This window comes from Sphingomonas sp. DBB INV C78 (assembly GCF_042693015.1).
Taxonomy (GTDB): domain Bacteria; phylum Pseudomonadota; class Alphaproteobacteria; order Sphingomonadales; family Sphingomonadaceae; genus Sphingomonas_E.
This window is the reverse complement of record NZ_CP170544.1, coordinates 3,878,459-3,895,000: the sequence shown is the minus strand read 5'-3', so window position 1 is coordinate 3,895,000 and position 16,542 is coordinate 3,878,459. Positions and strand designations below refer to the sequence as shown.

Sequence of the window (16,542 nt, the reverse complement as noted above, 5' to 3'; positions counted from 1 at the left end):
GTGGGGGGCACAGGCCAGGGGGTAGCGACTGTTTAGCAAAAACACAGGGCTCTGCTAAGTCGGCTTCAAGACGACGTATAGGGTCTGACGCCTGCCCGGTGCCTGAAGGTTAAGTGGAGGGGTGCAAGCTCCGAAATGAAGCCCAGGTAAACGGCGGCCGTAACTATAACGGTCCTAAGGTAGCGAAATTCCTTGTCGGGTAAGTTCCGACCTGCACGAATGGCGTAACGACTTCCCCACTGTCTCCAGTACATGCTCAGCGAAATTGAATTCTCCGTGAAGATGCGGAGTACCCGCGGTTAGACGGAAAGACCCCGTGCACCTTTACTGCAGCTTCAGAGTGGCATTAGGAAAGAACTGTGTAGCATAGGTGGGAGGCTTTGAAGCATTGGCGCCAGCCGATGTGGAGCCATAGGTGAAATACCACCCTGTTGTTTTCTGATGTCTAACCTCGATCCATGAAACTGGATCAGGGACCCTCTGTGGCGGGTAGTTTGACTGGGGCGGTCGCCTCCTAAAGAGTAACGGAGGCGCGCGAAGGTTGGCTCAGGCCGGTTGGAAACCGGCTGTTAGAGTGCAATGGCATAAGCCAGCCTGACTGCGAGACTGACAAGTCGAGCAGAGACGAAAGTCGGTCATAGTGATCCGGTGGTCCCTCGTGGAAGGGCCATCGCTCAACGGATAAAAGGTACGCCGGGGATAACAGGCTGATAACCCCCAAGAGCTCATATCGACGGGGTTGTTTGGCACCTCGATGTCGGCTCATCACATCCTGGGGCTGGAGCAGGTCCCAAGGGTTTGGCTGTTCGCCAATTAAAGTGGTACGTGAGCTGGGTTCAGAACGTCGCGAGACAGTTTGGTCCCTATCTGCCGTGGGCGTCGATATTTGAGAGGAGTTGACCCTAGTACGAGAGGACCGGGTTGAACATGCCTCTGGTGGACCTGTCATCGTGCCAACGGTGCAGCAGGGTAGCTATGCATGGACGGGATAACCGCTGAAAGCATCTAAGCGGGAAGCCTCCCTCAAGATAAGATATCATAGAGCCGTCGAAGACCACGACGTTGATAGATCGGATGTGGAAGTGGAGTAATCCATGGAGCTAACCGATACTAATTGCTCTATTCGCACTAGAGAGTCCCACCATCAACGACAGCGCTGATGTGGATAATCTCACAGCAACAGTAATATCGATTTCTAACCCAAATCCCTGCACGGAACCCGCCAGATACTCTGACGGGACACCCAATTGCGCTGGCTCCATAGCTTGGTGGCCATAGCGTCTGTGACCCACCCGATCCCATCCCGAACTCGGCCGTGAAACCAGACTGCGCCGATGGTACTATTGCTTAAGCAATGGAAGAGTAGGTCGTCGCCAGGCTTTGAAGCCAGCGCAAACGCACGGATCCAGAACCCATTCATAATCCCTCCCATAAGGAGGGACATATCGGCCGCCTCGTGCGGCCGATCTCGTTGGCGCGGGGTGGAGCAGCCCGGTAGCTCGTCAGGCTCATAACCTGAAGGTCACAGGTTCAAATCCTGTCCCCGCAACCAACAAATATCCCTCATCCTCATCCCAGGCCCAAGCGCCAAGCTTCCGGGCCCGATCACCCGTGCCAACGGCGCGCGCCAATTGTCGATCGACGACGCTCATCGATAGCCCGCGCTCAGCTCAGAAATGCCCTGATGCTGTCGATCGCCCGCGACCATGCGGGTTCTCCCTCCAGGAGCAGGTGATTGCGGCTTTCGAGCGCAACAAACTCGGCACCCGGAATATTGGTCGCCAGTCCGCGGCCGGCGGAGAAGGGAATGACGGCGTCATCGCGTGCATGGAGCACCAGGGTCGGCACCGTCACTTTCGCAAGCAGATCGCGCACGTCGATTTCGGCGAAGGCGCGTTGCAGCCGGACGGCGTTTTCGGGCGACGTCGATCGGCGCTGCAATTCATTGAACCAATGGATTTCATCCTGCGACCCTTCCGGGAAGAACAGTGTCGTGAACATCTGCCGGAAGGCGGGATTGTTCTGGCCCCAGCCTTCCCTGGTCAGCGTCACCATTGCCTCGCGCCGCTCGATCTCGCCGGGTGAAGCACGGATCTTCCAGCCCGCCGCATAGCCGCCATAGAGGACGAGATGGCGGACGCGTTCGGGATGGAGGATCGCATAAGCGATCGAGACGCTGCAGCCTTGCGAGATGCCGAGCAGGTCGAAGCGTTCGAGCCCCGCCGCATCGACCACGCTGGCGAGATCATCGACGAAGGCGTCGAAGGAAATGTCGGCCGTGTTCCAGTCCGACAGGCCGTTGCCGCGCTCGTCATAGCGGATCAGCCGCCAATGCGGGACGATCGCCTTCAGCCAGTGGCGCCAGATCGGGCTATCCCAATCATACTCCAGATGATTGAGCCAATTGGCGGTCTTGACCAGCGGCGGGCCGCTGCCGGTTTCCGAATAGGCCAGGCCGGTGCCGTCGGACGCCTTGCAGAAGCGGATGATCTGCGGTGGCAGATCGTCCGCTTCATCCGGTGTGGGCGCGGGCGCCGCTTCCGAGAGTAAGGCGGGGCGGGGCACGGATGCCTCGTCGAGCCTGCGGCCGGCAAGTTCGCGCTGCTGCGCCGCCTCGTTGCGCCGTCCGGTCTTGTCCAGCAGTTCGATCAGGGCGACGCGGGCAAGCGAGTCGAAGGGGTCGAGCAAGGTCCATCGCCGCGCGAGTTCCAGCGCCTCGTCGGGCGCGATCGGCCTGCCGACCAGTTCGCGCAGGATCGCGGTTTGCCATTTGCGGACGTCCTCCCGCATGGCGACCAGCCAGGCCTGATAGTCGTCGCAGCGCGGGAGTTCGAGCCCTTCCAGAAACTCGCCATCCCACCGGGCGGCCTGTTCGAGCGCCGCGGTATCGGCTTTTCTGATGTCGGTATCCGCAAAAGCCTTGAGCTCGCGCCAGTCGACGTGGAGCGCCGCGCATTCGACCCGCACGGTCTCGCGGTCGGCGACAAGCCGGCAATCATCCGCGTCGTCGATCACGCCGCGCAGCTTGGAGAGGCTCCAGCGCAGCGCGCCGCGGGGATCGTCGGGCACGTCCCACAACATGCTGCAAAGTCGCTCGCGTCGTACCGGCCGATCGCTCACAGTCAAATAAGCGAGAAGTGCCCGTGTCTTCTTGGAGGATGGAAGATCGACAGAAATGCTGCCGCGCCGGAGCGCCATCGGCCCCAGAATGTCGAGCGCCACGGCGGGCTGCATGTCTTGCATCCGTGGAAATTTACCAGAAGCCCGCTCTCACGACAATTAACACGGCCGTTACAACGCTCGTTTCCACTCTTGCCCGGCATAGCTGCGCTCACCCGATCCTTACCCGGATCCTTGTGGAGAATGACGATGCCCAGCAACAGCTTCCCGGCGCTGCGACTGCTCACGGCCGTCCTGGCCCTGATGTGCAGCACCATCGCGGTCGCATCCGCGGCACTTCCCTTTGCCTGAAATTCCCCCCGACGGGACAATTCACCATGTACCACCAGCATAATTATGAAGCCGTGCTCGCCTCGTCGCAGAAGGCGGCGTGGCAGATCGATGATGTCATCGGCGACGCCGCCGCGCTCGATTTCACGCGGCCCTTCCTGCCCGAGGCGCTGGCCCGCATCGACCGGATGGCGGGCTTCGATGCCGGCGAACGGCTGATCCTGAACCATATCCGGGCGCACGAATATCTCTGCATGTTCGGCGTGGTGGAGGAGTTCGTGCTGCCGTTCGTGCTCGATCACGCCCGGCCGCAGTTGAACGGCGACGATTATCGCGTTCGTGCACTGCTGCAGTTCGCCGGCGAGGAAGCCAAGCACATCCAGCTGTTCAAGCGCTTCCACGCCGCGTTCGAGCGGGGCTTCGGCTCACCCTGCGCGATCATCGGTCCGAGCGAGGCGATCGGGGCGGAAGTGCTGCGGCACGATCCGCTCGCGGTGGCGCTGCTCATCCTCCAGATCGAATGGATGACGCAGAGCCATTATGTGGACAGCGTTCGTGACAATGCGGCGCTTGATCCGCTGTTCAAGAGCCTGCTGCGCCATCACTGGATGGAGGAGGCCCAGCACGCCCGGCTCGACGCGATGATGGTCGAGGCGCTGGCCGAAGGCCGATACGAGGCCGGCATCACTTATGCGTTCGACGAATATCTCGAGATCGGCAGCTTCATCGACCGCGGCCTTGCCGCACAGGCCGAACTGAACGTCGCCGCTTTCGAGCAGGCGACCGGACGCTGGCTGAAGCCGGATCATCGGGCGGAAACCGTTGCGCAGCAGCATCAGGCGGCGCGGTGGACCTATCTCGGCTCCGGCATGGCGCATCCTCGGTTCCGGGAAACCCTGTCGCACATCTCGCCAGCCTCGCTCGCGCGGCTCGACGGCATTGCGCCCGCCTTTTCCTGACAAGCCCTTTTGAAGGAGACAGACCATGGAAGACCTGATGACCCGCAATATCGTCAACGGGCTCGATCTTTCCGCGCTCGGAAAAGTGGTGGACGATGTCCGCGCCGATGCCGCCAGGGGCATTGTCGGCTTTCGCGTCAAGACGCGCTGGACCGGGCAGACCCGCAGCGAGACGCTGATCGAAAGCTATGAGTTCGGTGGCGAGCAGATCGATCGGCGTTTCAAGATCGTCGCCGATGAGCCTGTGGAACTGATGGGCCAGAACAGTGCGCCCAACCCGCAGGAACTGCTGATGACGGCGCTCAACGCCTGCATGATGGTGGGCTATGTCGCCAATGCGGCGCTCCACGGCATCGAACTGACATCGGTCGAGATCGACACGCACGGGCAACTCGATCTGCGCGGCTTCCTCGGTCTCGATGACGCTGTGGCGCCGGGCTATCGCCAGCTCGATTACACGGTGCGGATCGCCGGGCCCGGCACGGCCGAGCAGTTCCAGGCCATCCACCAGGCGGTGATGAAGACGTCGCCCAACTTCTTCAACCTCAACCAGCCGATCCGTATGAACGGCCGGCTGGAGATCATCTGAGTGAGGATGTTCGATGCTGAAGGATCGATATGGCAACGCCGTTTCGACGGCGTCGCCGACCGCGCTCGCACATTATGACGAAGCCCTGCTGCTGATGCGGCTCTATCGCGGCGACCCGATTGCCGCGCTCGACAAGGCGCTGGAGGAGGATCCCGGTTTCACTGCGGCCTGGGCCGCACGGGCGGCGATCCTCGTCCAGCAAACTGATCGAGCCTATCTGGGCGAGGTGCGGCGTTCGCTGGATATGGCCGGCAGCGGCGGCAATGACCGCGAGCGCGATCTGCTCCGCGCTGCTGCGGCCTGGGCCGACGGCAGCATCAACCGCGGCGTCGCGGCCTTCACGCGGATCGCGCGCGACAATCCGCGCGATCTGGTGGCGCTGCAGTCGGCGCATGTCGGCCATTTCTTCCTCGGCCGCGCGTCCGATCTCCGCGACACGCCGGTCCAGGCGCTCAGGGCCTTTTCGGAGGGCGATGACGGTTATCATGCCGTGCTCGGCATGGCGGCCTTCGGCATGGAGGAATGCGGCGACTATGACCGCGCGCGAGTCATGGGCGAGGAAGCCACGAGGCGTGAGCCGCGGGACGCCTGGGCCGTCCACGCCGTCGCGCATGTCCATGAGATGCGCGGCGACGTCGACGATGGCATGGGCTGGCTGCTCGCCAATGGCGAGGCGCTGTCGCCGGACAATGGCTTTGCCTACCATAATTGGTGGCACCTCGCGCTGCTCCATCTCGACCGCAACGAACATCAGGCGGCGCTGGCGTTGTATGACGATCGGGTGCGGCCGGTGGCGGATGCGGACGTCGTCCTCGAATGGATCGACGCGTCGGCTTTGCTGTGGCGGCTCCACCTCGACGGTGTCGATGTCGGCGATCGTTTCGCGGGGTTGGCGCGGTGCTGGGAGCGGACGCTGGAGGACCGGCATTATGCGTTCAACGATGTCCATGCGGTGATGGCCTATATCGGCGCGGGCCGGATGGACCTGGCGCGGCGATCGGTCGCGGCGCTGACGCAAGCGTCCGAGGGGCATGACGATAATGCGGTGGTCGCCCGGCAGGTGGGATTGCCGATCGCCACAGCTTTCCTCGCCTTTGCGGAGGAGCGCTATCGTGAGGCAGCCGAGACCCTGCTGGCGGTTCGCGGTGTGGCTCACCAGTTTGGCGGGTCGCATGCCCAGCGCGACATATTATCGCTGACGGCGCTACACGCGGCGCAACGGGCGCGGATGCACGCCGCGGCGCAGGCGATCGCGGCGGAGAGGGTCGGGCGCAAACCGGCGAGCCCTTGGGCGCGGCGGCTGGAGAGGGCCTGCGCGGATTGAGTTGGGCGAGGGGGGCAGAGCCCGCGGGGCAATGATGGTCGGTAAGCCCCCGTAAAACCCCATAAGGGTTTTCACCGATAGTTAACCTCGCGGGGCTGCCATATCCTGAAGGCCATGGATCGTGATCCGATTCCGCGGCCCGTGGGCTTGTCCCGCCGCCATATCCTCCAGGGATTAGCTGCGCTTCCCGCGGTGGGGTTGCTGGCACCTGCGCAGGCATCTGCATCGGGCGGAGCCGCGCTGATCAAGGAGTCCCAGCGCGTCCTCGGCGCCCTGTTGCAGGCCAGTCGCCGGGCGGAGGAATATTGCGATCTCGCGCACGCTTTCCTGATCTTTCCGCACATTGCCGCTGTCGGCCCCGAGATCGACATGGGCACCGGCGTCCTCCTCGTCGGCACCAGTTGCGGCGGATATTTCCAGATGACCGCGCCGCGTGAAGCGATCGCCGCGCCGGAGAGCGCCAAAAGCGTCCTGATCTGCTTCTACGACGATAATGAACTTGCCCGGCTGGTGCGCGCATCCCAATGGAAGATCGGCCTCGACGCATCCTATGGCGCGTCCATGCTGTGGCGCGCCGATCGGGCGAGGGGCCTGAAGGGCGCCCCATTCCTGGTCTTCGCGATCGATGAGGGCGGCGTCCCGCTCGACCGGACGACCTTTGCTGCGGCGGTCAGCCGCACATCGCTGGCTACATCCTGAGCCGTCGCTGCTCAGCCAAGCGTGAAGAAAAGGCCCGCACCGGACGCCACTGCCGCCGCGATCGATGCCAGCCACAGATGCAGGCGGTAACCCGCCGATCCCCAGATTGACGCATAGACGGCCTTCGCCACCACGTTGGAAAAGAGCGCGATCGCGATCGCCTCCGCCCCTACCTGCGGCGAAATCCGGTTGATCATGCCCGTCACCGTCACCGTCGCGGCATCGACATCGGCGAGGCCCGATAGCGCCGATACGATGATCAGCCCCGCATTCCCGAACAGCTGGCTCGCCGCCTGCGCCAGGAAAGCGACGCCGACCAGCAGCAGCGCCATCTTGATGACCGACCACAGCTCGAACGGATTCTTCTGTGTCTGTTCCGGATTTTCCGCCGTGTCGCGCCATGCGAGCACGGCGGCATAAGCGATCATCGCCACCGCACCGGCCACCAGCGCCGGCACCAGGATCGGCACCAGCACCGCAGCCAGTGCCGAAACCAGGATCGCGGTGCGCAGGAAGGATATCGCGCCGGCGCCGATCGCGCCTGCCGCCAGGGCGTTGGTGCCCTCCTCGGTCTTCGATCGCTGAGCGTTGGTGATGGTGACCGCTGTCGAGGAGACGATGCCGCCCACTGCGCCCGCCACCAGTGCGCCGCGTGTCGCCCCCAGCATCCGCACCGCGACATAGCCGCAGAAGGAAATGCTGGCGAGGACGATCACCAGCTTCAGGATGCGCGCCGGGGAGATGCCGCCGAATGGACCGATCGCATCGGCGGGCACCACCGGCAGCAGCACGAAGGTCAGCGCCAGTAGGATCACCGCGGAGCGCAGCTCGGCCCAGCGCAGCTTGCGCATCGCCCCGTGGAGATATTCGCGGCTTGCCAGGATGACGAGCAGCACCACCGCGCCGGCCGAGGCGATCTGCATATTGCCCAGCACCGCTTGCGCGCCCAGCGCGAAGGTCAGCATGGCCGCGACGACGGTGGTCGCGCTGAACGATCCTTCCGCGATCGACTCCCGATACTGGAAGGCGGTGATCGCGCCCGTCAGCACGATGAAGAAGCTGGCGAGCACGATACCGGAGGGCGCCGCCAGCGTGCCGGCAAGATCGCGCTCGATCAGCCCCGCCACGCCGCCGAACAGGCCGATCAGCGCGAAGGTGCGCAGGCCCGCGGTGCGCTGTCCCTGGCCTGCCTCGCGGTCGCGCCAGTGTCGTTCGACCCCGATCACGGCGCCGATCGCGACGGCCAGCGCCAGGCGATGAAAGAGCTCGATGTCCTCCATGCGGCCCATAACCGCACGGAGCACCATCGCTGTCAACCAATGTTCCGGGGCCGATCCGGCCCCCGCAGATCAGCGCGCGCCTTCGGCGTAGAAGCGTTCGAGGTCGATCCGCATCTGCCGCAGCGCCTCGGGGTTCAGATAGACCATGTGCCCCGCCGGATAATAACGGAACTGCAGGTTGGGCTGCAGGTTGGCCGGCAGCATCATATGCTTCAGGTCGCGCTCGGTCGAAAAGAACGGCGTCGCCATGTCATAATAGCCGTTGAGCGAGAGGACGCGCAGATGCGGGTTGATCCGCATCGCTTGCGAAAGATCGGCGGTGACGTCGGCGACGTTCTGGGTGCGATCGTCGGGCGCCTTGTGCGACCAGTCCCACTTGAACTCGCCGCCTTCGCGCGCGCTGCGGCGATAGGTCAACTCGGTCTCATAACCGAGCTCGCGGGTCAGATAGTCCTGGAAGCTGCTGATATAGGCGCCGGTGATGCCGGTGCTCGACGCATCATATTCGGGCGTCTCGCCGGCGGCATCGTCGTCCGTGCCGACATAACGGCTGTCGAAGCGGCCGACAGTGGCGCGCTGGTCGCGCAGCAATTCCTTGCGGAAGCGGCCGAGATCGACGCGCAGATTGGCGCGCTTCAGATAATCGACCGATAGGCCGGTGAAGCGGCTGAGGTCGCGCGCGACGGCATCTTCCTCGGCGGCGCTGATATCCTGCCCCTTGGCGAGGGCTGCGGCATAGGGGCCGTTGGCGAAGGCGCGGGCCTGCTCGACGAAGGTGGCAAGATCGGGCTTGTCGGCGACGCGGTTATGATACCATGCGGTTGCGGCATAGCTCGGCAGATAGCCGACATGGATGGTGTCGAAGCCCGACTGGCGGATGCCGTAATTCATGATCGACGACAGCAGGATCACGCCGTTCAAGGTGACGCCCTGATCCTCGAGCTGATAGGCCAGCGCACCCGATCGCGTGGTGCCATAGCTTTCGCCGAGGATATATTTGGGGTCGCCCCAGCGCTTGTTCTTGATGACGTAGCGCGTGATCGCCTTGGCGAACGCATCGACATCCTGGTCGACGCCGTAGAAGTCGGCGGGCTTGGTGTCGCCCAGCGGCCGCGAATAGCCGGAGCCGACCGTATCGATGAACACCATGTCGGTGCTGCCGATCAGTGTGTCCGGGTTGGCATCGACATGGAAGGGCGCGGGCGCCACCGCGTTCGGATCGGTAGTGCGGACGCGGACGGGGCCGAAGCTGCCCATGCGCAGCCACAGGCTCGCCGAACCCGGACCGCCATTATAAAGGAAGGTGACGGGGCGCGCCTTTCCGCCTGCCCCCGGCGCGGTGTAGGCGGTGTAGAAGATGCTCGCGGTCGGCTTGCCCGCGGCGTTGCGGATCGTCAGCGTGCCGGCGGTGGCGGTGTAGCCGATCGTCCGCCCGCCGACCGCGACCTTCATCGCCTTGGACTTGGTGACTTCCGCGACCGGCGCGGTCGCCCAATTCTCGGCGATCTCGGTGGCGACCTTCTTCTCAACCTCGTCCGCGGCGCCCTTTGCGGCGGGCGCATCGGCTTTCTGGGCGGCGGCGGGAAGGCTGAAGAACAGACAGGCGGCAAGCGTAAGCGTGGACGTAAGGCGCATCGGCGGACCCATTATATATTTGCGACGCGGCACCTTGCGGCGCATCGCGCGTGCCGCAAGTCAGTTTCGACGAACAACCTTTGTCGAAAGTGTGCGTGATTACCGGTAGTTAAAGTCGCACGCGGGAGTCGGGCGCCCTCGCCATTCACCACGCCAACCGTCGTTATCCCAGCAAAGGCTGGGTCCATGGCTCTCTCCACTCGAGGCGCCGTCGAAAACGACTAGAGCTCTCACCGAACCGTTATCCCGGCGAAGGCCGGGAGCCCGCTTCTTGCCGCCTTACAAGGTGTAATCACCCGTTTTACGATGAAGTTACCATATGATGGCAAAGCCCTGTGATGGAAGCGCTCTCTCCATCCCTGCTGCGAATGGCAGATGCATCTGCGGGCTCCAGCCCCATTGGAGCTTCCGAACAAAACAGCAACAGGTCCTATCGGGCCGACATAGACGGTCTACGCGGCATCGCCGTCATCGCCGTGATCCTGTTCCATCTCGACCGCTCATTCATGCCGCACGGATATCTCGGTGTGGATATCTTCTTCGTGATCTCGGGCTTTCTGATCACCAGAATCATCCGGCGCGAAGTCGAAGATGGCGCATTTTCATTCGCTCGCTTCTTCGAACGCCGATTGCGTCGCATCCTGCCCGCTTTGCTTTGTATGCTGTTGGTGACGACCGGCGCGGCTCTGCTGCTGATGCTTCCTTCGGATCTGGTCGCGTTCGCAAAGAGCCTTTTTGCGTCGCTGGCCTTTGCGGGGAACATCTATTTCCTGGGCCAAGCGGATTATTTCGGCAAAGCTGCGGAATCCATGCCTCTGCTGCATCTGTGGTCATTGGGGGTTGAAGAACAATTCTATCTTTTCTTTCCTGTGGTGCTGGTGCCCTGCCTCAGGAAGCTGGATCGAAGGGCTGCGGCGCTCGTCATTCTCGCCCTCATCCTTGTCTCATCCGCAGCGGCCGCAGGTTCCTCCACGACGGCGGAGCGAAACCTCGCTTTCTACCTGCTGCCGCAGCGGACGTGGGAGCTATGCTTCGGCGCGCTCGTGGCGCTGCTTCCCCGGTATCAACCCTCCCACCCGGCATTCGTTACAGGCCTTTCGCTGCTGGCGCTCGCCATGATTTCTGCTGCCTTGGCAGGGTTCGCGCCGAGCAATATCTCCGCGCAGCAACTCGTCGTGATGGGTTCGTCGTTGCTGATCTATGCTGGTGCCGGCGGCCACCTTTCGGCGCTTTCGTGGCAACCGCTACGCGCTGCCGGGTTGATGTCCTTTTCCCTATATCTTTGGCATTGGCCGATCATCGTATTGGCCCGCTATTGGCTCATCGGTAACCCAACGATCTACCAGCTAGGTATCATGGCTGCGGCCACTGGCGCTGTGTCGACCATCTCATGGGCATGGATCGAGCGTCCGTTCCGAACTGGCTCTCTGGCCCGCTTACTGAAATATGCAGCCGGCGGCGTCACGATCGTCCTGTCGGCTGGGGCGCTTATTCTTTGGCATGAGGGGCTGCCGTCCCGCTTCTCGCCCGCAGTGAACCGGGTCGCTGCCGTGATCGACACACATTATCGATGCGAGCAGCCCGATGCTCGTCCCGAGCAGAATGTGCGGCTCTGTCAGCTAGGCGTGCCATCTTCCGATTTGCATGATGCGGATGTCGTCTTGCTCGGCAATTCCCACATGGAAATGTATGTGCCGCTGATCGATGACATCCTGAAAACGCACCATCTCAAAGGCATGTTGGTTGTATCGTCTGGATGTTTGGCGATGACCAACGTCAACATCGCTTCGGAATGTTTTGCCACCGCGAACAAGCAGATCGAGATAGCCACATCCTTGAAAAAGGCGCGGGTGGTAATCATCGGAGTGCGATGGAAACCAGAGCATGGCGGCGTCGCTTATCCGGACGGTAGATCGCCCAAAGGTTCTACGACAGACGAAGTAATCGCAGGTCTTCATGAGACCGCCGGGAAACTTCCGGGAAGGGCCGTGTTGTTTGTGGGGCCGATCGCCACGCCGGGTGCGGATATCGCCTCTATGTGGTCGAGATCGCTTGCCTATGGAAAGTCGTCTCGGTGGGAGGCGGGCGGGTCTAAAGCAGCCTTTCTCCAGCGCTATGCTCCGATCTTGGCCGAGCCTGGACTGATCAGGCCGGATCTGGTGCAATGTCCCGACACCGAATGCCTGTACGAGATAAATGGCCAACCGATCTTCTCGGATGACAATCATTTAGCGGAAAGCAGCCTGTCAATTTTCAGAAAGCTGTTTGAGAAGCCCATTGTGTCGGCGATGGCTGGCAACATTTAAGAGTAGAACGGCGCCCGCGCGTTCAGACCGCAGTCTTCCCCGGCTTCGCCTTAATCCCCGCCACGATCACGGGCAGCACCTCCTCGGACAGCGCATAGGGCGTGTAGAGCGTCACCCGGTCGATCAGGCCGTCGCACCGCGCGGCGATGCGGTCGGCGATCTCGTCGGGGCGGCCCTTCACCGCGAAGGCGTCGGTGATCTCGTCGGTGATGAGGTCGGTCATCGCGTCCCAGCGACCTTCCTTCGACATGAGGTTGAGCCGCGGGCCGAGATCGTGCCAGCCATGATGGTCCAGCACCGAATAATATGCCGGGGTCGAGCCGTAGAAAGCGATCAGCTTGCGGATCGACCGATCGGCGGCGGCGATGGCGCGGTCATCCTCGCCGGTGATCGTCATGATCATGGCGGGCATGTCGAACTGGCTTAAGCTGCGCCCGGATTTTGCAAGGCCGAGCCGCAATGCCGGGATCTGCACGTCGCGCACGAAGGCGATGGTGGTGAAGGGGTGGCCATATAGGCCGTCCGCCACTTCGCCGGCGACCTCCACCATTTTCGGGCCCAGCGCGCCGAGATAGATTTTCGGGTCGGGATGCGCGTTCGGCCCCGGATTGAACGTCGGCGTCATCAGGCTGTGCCGATAATAAGTCCCGCGGAAATCGAGCCTGGCGCCGCGGCCCCAGCAATCCCAGATCGCGCGGATGGCCAGGATCAATTCCCGCATCTTCGCCGCGGGCGGACCCCAGGGCATCGAAAAGCGTTTCTCGATATGCGCCTGCACCTGCGATCCGAGGCCGAGGATCATCCGGCCGCCCGAATAACGCTGCAGGTTCCACGCCTGCAGCGCGAGCGTCATCGGCGATCGGGCGAAGGCGATGGCGACGCCGGTGATCAGTTCGCAGCGCTCGCTATGCTCGGCGGCGAGCAGCAGCGCGAGGAACGGGTCGATGGTCGTGTCGAGCGTGAAGAGGCCGTCGAAGTCGAGCCCCTCCATCGCGCGGACGCGGGCCGGAATCTCGGTGAGGTCGCCCGAATAGAGATTGTCGCCGCCGCGGAAGATCGCGCCGTCGACCTTGAGCCCGGCCATCAGAGCGGCGCGGTCGGGATCTTGAAGGTCGAGCGGATCGCTTTTTCGAGCTGGCTTTCGGACAGCAGCCGCCGCATCAGCCCCATCGGCTTCACATCCTTGCCGACATAATGGATCGGCTTCCATTTCGGCAGGTCGATGATCTTCAACATCTCCGCCACCGCATAATCGGGCGAACTGCCGCTCTTTTCCAGCATGTCCGGCAGCACCTGCTGCACGACATTGCCGAGCGGCGGATCATAGACGGCGAGCACGTCCGCCGGCTGCGCGTTCCAGGTCTTCTTCGTATTCTCATGCGCGTTGGAGGACATGCCGGTCATCACCCCGCCGGGCAGGATGGACGTCACCTGCATGCCGAAGGGCGCGAGTTCGTGGCGCAGCGTGAGCGTCAGGCCGTGGATGGCGTGCTTCGACATGTTGTAGGGGCCGGAGCCGACCGGATTGGCGATGATCGCGCCCGAGCTGTAATTGGCGATCCGCCCCTTATTCTTGCGCAGCAGCGGCAGCAGCGCCTGGATCACGCGGAGCTGGCCGAAGGTGTTGATGTGGAAGATCCGTTCCACCTGCGCCAGGTCGACACCCTCGATCACGCCCACCGCGATATTGGCGACGCCGGCGACGTTGAGCAGCAGATCCAGCCCCTCGTCACCGAGCGCGGCCTTCACCTGCTCCGCGCTCGCCGCGACGGACGCGTCGCTGGAGACGTCCTGGTCGATCACGGTGATGCGGTTGTTGCTGACGAGGTCGGTCGGCGCGCCCGGCAGCACGCCGGCGAGCACGCGCCAGCCGCGTTCGGCCAGCGCCTTGGCGAGGAGATTGCCCTGTCCGACATTGGCGCCGGTGATGAAAACCGTCTTGCTCATATCCGTCTCCCCGCGGCCCGCGATTGCGCGGGCGAATGCTTTATTGAATCGCATTCATTAATAAGTCGGGGATGTTGTCAAGCAGCTTAGCGATCATCCGCGCGGTGCGGCTCGTTGGGGGTGTAACCGGGCGGATATTTCTCCCACGGGAAGCCGCCGACCGACATCTTCCGCCCGGTTGCGTAGAGTTCCTGCATATAATGCTGGTCGAACGGTTCGGGCAGCGGCACGTCGAAGCTGCGCGGGATATAGGCCAGATTATAGTCGATCTTGTCGCGTTGGGTGGTCGTGTAGATGCGGTAGAGATCGCCGATCCCCTGCGTCTGGGTCAGCGAACCGAGCGCCCGCCCGGCGACCGAGAGCGTGCGGCGCTGCACGTCCGCCCAGTCCGGATCGAGCCGGGCATTGCGGATGATGTAGAGGTGGCGTTCGCGGTTGGCGGCCGGGCCCTGCTGGCTGATATGGAGCGAGGGCGGATAGAGGAAGACCTGCGCGATCGTGCCGCCGTCGGCGTGCATCTCCTGGTAGCGCGTGCCGTCGACGGTGACGTCGATCATCATCGGCGGAAAGACCGCGGGGATCGATGCCGACGCGACGAGGACCTTGCGGAACAGTTCGAGCGCGCGCGGGTCCTTGCTCGCGGCGATCGCGGTCATGTTCCAGATCACCGGCTCCAGCGTGTCGAGATCGGCGGTGCCGACCATCAGCAGCCGGCCCTTGGCATATTCGGCGGCGATCGCATCGAGCAGCGCCTGATCGGCATAGCGCGATACCAGTTGGTAGAGCGGGGTCGTATCCGCCATCGCGTCGCTGAAGAAGCCCTTTATCATGCCGCGCATCTTGAAGATGTCGTCCTTGGTGGTCTGGGTGTAGACCTCCTCCAGCACATGATCATATTTCGGGCCGAGGAAGGCGAAGGGCGCGGTGAGTGCGCCGGTGCTGATGCCCGTCACCGCCTTGAATTCGGGCCGCTTGCCGCTTTCGGTCCATCCCTTCAGCAGCCCCGCGCCGAACGCGCCATTCTCGCCGCCGCCCGATATGGCGAGGAAATAGACGGGGGGGAGCGGACCTGTCTGCCCCTGGCTCGCGCGCCAGGCGAGTTCCCGGTCGAGCGAGGCATAGGCTTCCTTCGTGAAGCCGGCGACGTCGCGGGTGACGAAATAGCGGATCGGGCCGAGGCCGGTTTCTGCCTGCAAGGTCGATGCGCGCGGCACCGCGGGCAGACGTTGCGGTGTCGCGCAACCGGCCACCAGCACGCCGAGCATCAGCACGGTACATAAGCCACGCAACCGGGAACGAAGACGGACGAGAAGAGATGTCCGGGGCAGCCGGTCCGTTGCGTCGCGCATGTTGCCCTCCCGATGGATCGCCTGATCCTAATCGGCGGGCGTTCGCCCCTGTATCGGGAAAAACCCTCTAAACTGGCGGTCTCGACACCCTAGGACGGGTCAAACGTCGGGGAGTTCCGGGATGGTCGCCCAGTCGCCGATCACGGCGGAACCATCCAGCGAATAGAGCGGCGACTGGGTCATCGCCAGCACCTCTCGGCTGTTGGCGACCACGCCGGTCAGCGAGGATGCGATCAGGATCGCCGAGGCCTCGGCCATCATCTCGACGCCTTCGATCCAGTCCGGATTGCGCGGCAGGGTTGCGCGGGCGAGCGCGAGCGCGTTTTCGGACGCACAGATCTTATAGGGTTTGACCGCGTTGACGTGGATGCCCGTACCATGAAGCTCCGCCGCCAGCCCGCGCGTGACGCGATCGAGTGCGGCCTTGGATGCACCATAAGCGACGAGCCCGTGAATATATTTGGGCGGCGTCGCATAAGGGATGGGCGGCTGCGTCACGGTTTCCGATGTGATGTTGAGGATGCGCCCCCAGCCCGCCGCGCGCATCGCCGGCAATGCCGCCTGGATCAGATCGACCGGCGCATGGACATTGACCTCGAACGCGGCCCGTCGTGCCGGCAGGTCGATCTTGCTGAGCGGCGCGAAGGCGCCGGCGCTCGCCGCATTGTTGACGAGGATGTGGATCGGACCCAGCGCGCTCTCGGCCCGATCGATCAGGTCCGCCCGCGCCGCCGCATCGGTCAGGTCGACGGCGATGCTGTGGGCACGGCGGCCCGCCGCCGCGATCAATCCCACGGTTTCGGCAAGCTTGTCGGGATCGCGGCCGGACGCGGTGACGATCACATCTGCGCCCAATGACGCCAGCCGCTGGGCGATGGCCCGACCAATCCCCTGCGTTGCGCCGGTGACGAGGGCGATACGGCCATCCAGCCGTTCGAGAGTTGCGGCCATGATCGGGCTCCTTCCGGCTGCGGAACATGTCTGCGTGGGAAGCCGGCGGCAAT

The 16,542-nt window shown here is 63.4% G+C and carries 12 protein-coding genes, 1 tRNA gene and 2 rRNA genes (1 of these 15 running past the window's edge); 8 read left to right on the top strand and 7 right to left on the bottom strand.

What is annotated here, in order from left to right:
* From ACFB49_RS18405 to ACFB49_RS18395, 3 genes are all read left to right on the top strand, one after another.
* A 23S ribosomal RNA gene (locus tag ACFB49_RS18405) occupies nt 1-1,135 on the top strand; it begins 1,670 nt to the left of the window's first position.
* Nucleotides 1,136-1,264: 129 nt separating this feature from the next.
* Nucleotides 1,265-1,379, top strand: a 5S ribosomal RNA gene (rrf, locus tag ACFB49_RS18400).
* A 96-nt stretch (nt 1,380-1,475) separates the two neighbouring features.
* Nucleotides 1,476-1,552, top strand: a tRNA-Met gene (locus tag ACFB49_RS18395).
* A gap of 113 nt (nt 1,553-1,665) precedes the next feature.
* On the opposite strand, the gene ACFB49_RS18390 is transcribed toward ACFB49_RS18395, so the two are convergent.
* Entirely contained in the window at nt 1,666-3,234 is a 1,569-nt protein-coding gene (locus ACFB49_RS18390; protein ID WP_380872753.1) for an alpha/beta fold hydrolase, read from the bottom strand.
* Between the two features lie 263 nt (nt 3,235-3,497).
* Between ACFB49_RS18390 and ACFB49_RS18385 the strand changes: the two genes are divergently transcribed.
* From ACFB49_RS18385 to ACFB49_RS18370, 4 genes are all read left to right on the top strand, one after another.
* Nucleotides 3,498-4,409: a hypothetical protein gene (locus ACFB49_RS18385; RefSeq protein WP_380872752.1), complete on the top strand. Its 912-nt coding sequence runs from the start codon at nt 3,498-3,500 to the stop codon at nt 4,407-4,409.
* A gap of 25 nt (nt 4,410-4,434) precedes the next feature.
* Complete coding sequence (locus tag ACFB49_RS18380; RefSeq protein WP_380872751.1) at nt 4,435-4,998, top strand: OsmC family protein; 564 nt, start codon at nt 4,435-4,437, stop codon at nt 4,996-4,998.
* A 13-nt stretch (nt 4,999-5,011) separates the two neighbouring features.
* Nucleotides 5,012-6,322, top strand: coding sequence for a tetratricopeptide repeat protein (locus tag ACFB49_RS18375; RefSeq protein ID WP_380872749.1), 1,311 nt, complete (start codon nt 5,012-5,014; stop codon nt 6,320-6,322).
* A 114-nt stretch (nt 6,323-6,436) separates the two neighbouring features.
* On the top strand, nt 6,437-7,021 hold the full coding sequence (locus ACFB49_RS18370; RefSeq protein WP_380872748.1) for a hypothetical protein: 585 nt from the start codon (nt 6,437-6,439) through the stop codon (nt 7,019-7,021).
* An 11-nt stretch (nt 7,022-7,032) separates the two neighbouring features.
* Here ACFB49_RS18370 and ACFB49_RS18365 read toward each other — a convergent pair whose 3' ends face one another.
* Entirely contained in the window at nt 7,033-8,328 is a 1,296-nt protein-coding gene (locus ACFB49_RS18365; protein ID WP_380880026.1) for an MgtC/SapB family protein, read from the bottom strand.
* 42 nt (nt 8,329-8,370) lie between these two features.
* Nucleotides 8,371-9,936, bottom strand: coding sequence for a S10 family peptidase (locus tag ACFB49_RS18360; RefSeq protein ID WP_380872747.1), 1,566 nt, complete (start codon nt 9,934-9,936; stop codon nt 8,371-8,373).
* A 338-nt stretch (nt 9,937-10,274) separates the two neighbouring features.
* On the opposite strand from ACFB49_RS18360, the gene ACFB49_RS18355 reads away from it, so the two are divergent.
* Complete coding sequence (locus ACFB49_RS18355; protein WP_380880024.1) at nt 10,275-12,242, top strand: acyltransferase family protein; 1,968 nt, start codon at nt 10,275-10,277, stop codon at nt 12,240-12,242.
* Nucleotides 12,243-12,264: 22 nt separating this feature from the next.
* On the opposite strand, the gene ACFB49_RS18350 is transcribed toward ACFB49_RS18355, so the two are convergent.
* From ACFB49_RS18350 to ACFB49_RS18335, 4 genes are all read right to left on the bottom strand, one after another.
* A complete protein-coding gene (locus tag ACFB49_RS18350) occupies nt 12,265-13,326 on the bottom strand; it encodes a TIGR03617 family F420-dependent LLM class oxidoreductase (RefSeq protein WP_380872746.1) in 1,062 nt (353 codons plus the stop codon).
* Nucleotides 13,326-14,189: an SDR family NAD(P)-dependent oxidoreductase gene (locus ACFB49_RS18345; RefSeq protein WP_380872745.1), complete on the bottom strand. Its 864-nt coding sequence runs from the start codon at nt 14,187-14,189 to the stop codon at nt 13,326-13,328. Before ACFB49_RS18345 ends, ACFB49_RS18350 begins: the two co-directional genes overlap by 1 nt.
* Before the next feature lie 86 nt (nt 14,190-14,275).
* A complete protein-coding gene (locus tag ACFB49_RS18340; protein ID WP_380872744.1) occupies nt 14,276-15,538 on the bottom strand; it encodes a patatin-like phospholipase family protein in 1,263 nt (420 codons plus the stop codon).
* 99 nt (nt 15,539-15,637) lie between these two features.
* Nucleotides 15,638-16,489, bottom strand: a complete 852-nt coding sequence (locus ACFB49_RS18335; RefSeq protein WP_380872743.1) for an SDR family NAD(P)-dependent oxidoreductase — start codon at nt 16,487-16,489, stop codon at nt 15,638-15,640.
* Nucleotides 16,490-16,542: the final 53 nt, after the last annotated feature.

Bases quoted from the DNA above. Each gene is read 5' to 3' on its own strand.
- ACFB49_RS18390 (WP_380872753.1), bottom strand. From the start codon at position 3,234: ATGCAGCCCGCCGTGGCGCTCGACATTCTGGGGCCGATGGCGCTCCGG.
- ACFB49_RS18360 (WP_380872747.1), bottom strand. From the start codon at position 9,936: ATGCGCCTTACGTCCACGCTTACGCTTGCCGCCTGTCTGTTCTTCAGC.
- ACFB49_RS18385 (WP_380872752.1), top strand. From the start codon at position 3,498: ATGTACCACCAGCATAATTATGAAGCCGTGCTCGCCTCGTCGCAGAAG.
- ACFB49_RS18375 (WP_380872749.1), top strand. From the start codon at position 5,012: ATGCTGAAGGATCGATATGGCAACGCCGTTTCGACGGCGTCGCCGACC.
- ACFB49_RS18345 (WP_380872745.1), bottom strand. From the start codon at position 14,189: ATGAGCAAGACGGTTTTCATCACCGGCGCCAATGTCGGACAGGGCAAT.
- ACFB49_RS18380 (WP_380872751.1), top strand. From the start codon at position 4,435: ATGGAAGACCTGATGACCCGCAATATCGTCAACGGGCTCGATCTTTCC.
- ACFB49_RS18340 (WP_380872744.1), bottom strand. From the start codon at position 15,538: ATGCGCGACGCAACGGACCGGCTGCCCCGGACATCTCTTCTCGTCCGT.
- ACFB49_RS18350 (WP_380872746.1), bottom strand. From the start codon at position 13,326: ATGGCCGGGCTCAAGGTCGACGGCGCGATCTTCCGCGGCGGCGACAAT.
- ACFB49_RS18335 (WP_380872743.1), bottom strand. From the start codon at position 16,489: ATGGCCGCAACTCTCGAACGGCTGGATGGCCGTATCGCCCTCGTCACC.
- ACFB49_RS18365 (WP_380880026.1), bottom strand. From the start codon at position 8,328: ATGGTGCTCCGTGCGGTTATGGGCCGCATGGAGGACATCGAGCTCTTT.
- ACFB49_RS18370 (WP_380872748.1), top strand. From the start codon at position 6,437: ATGGATCGTGATCCGATTCCGCGGCCCGTGGGCTTGTCCCGCCGCCAT.
- ACFB49_RS18355 (WP_380880024.1), top strand. From the start codon at position 10,275: ATGGAAGCGCTCTCTCCATCCCTGCTGCGAATGGCAGATGCATCTGCG.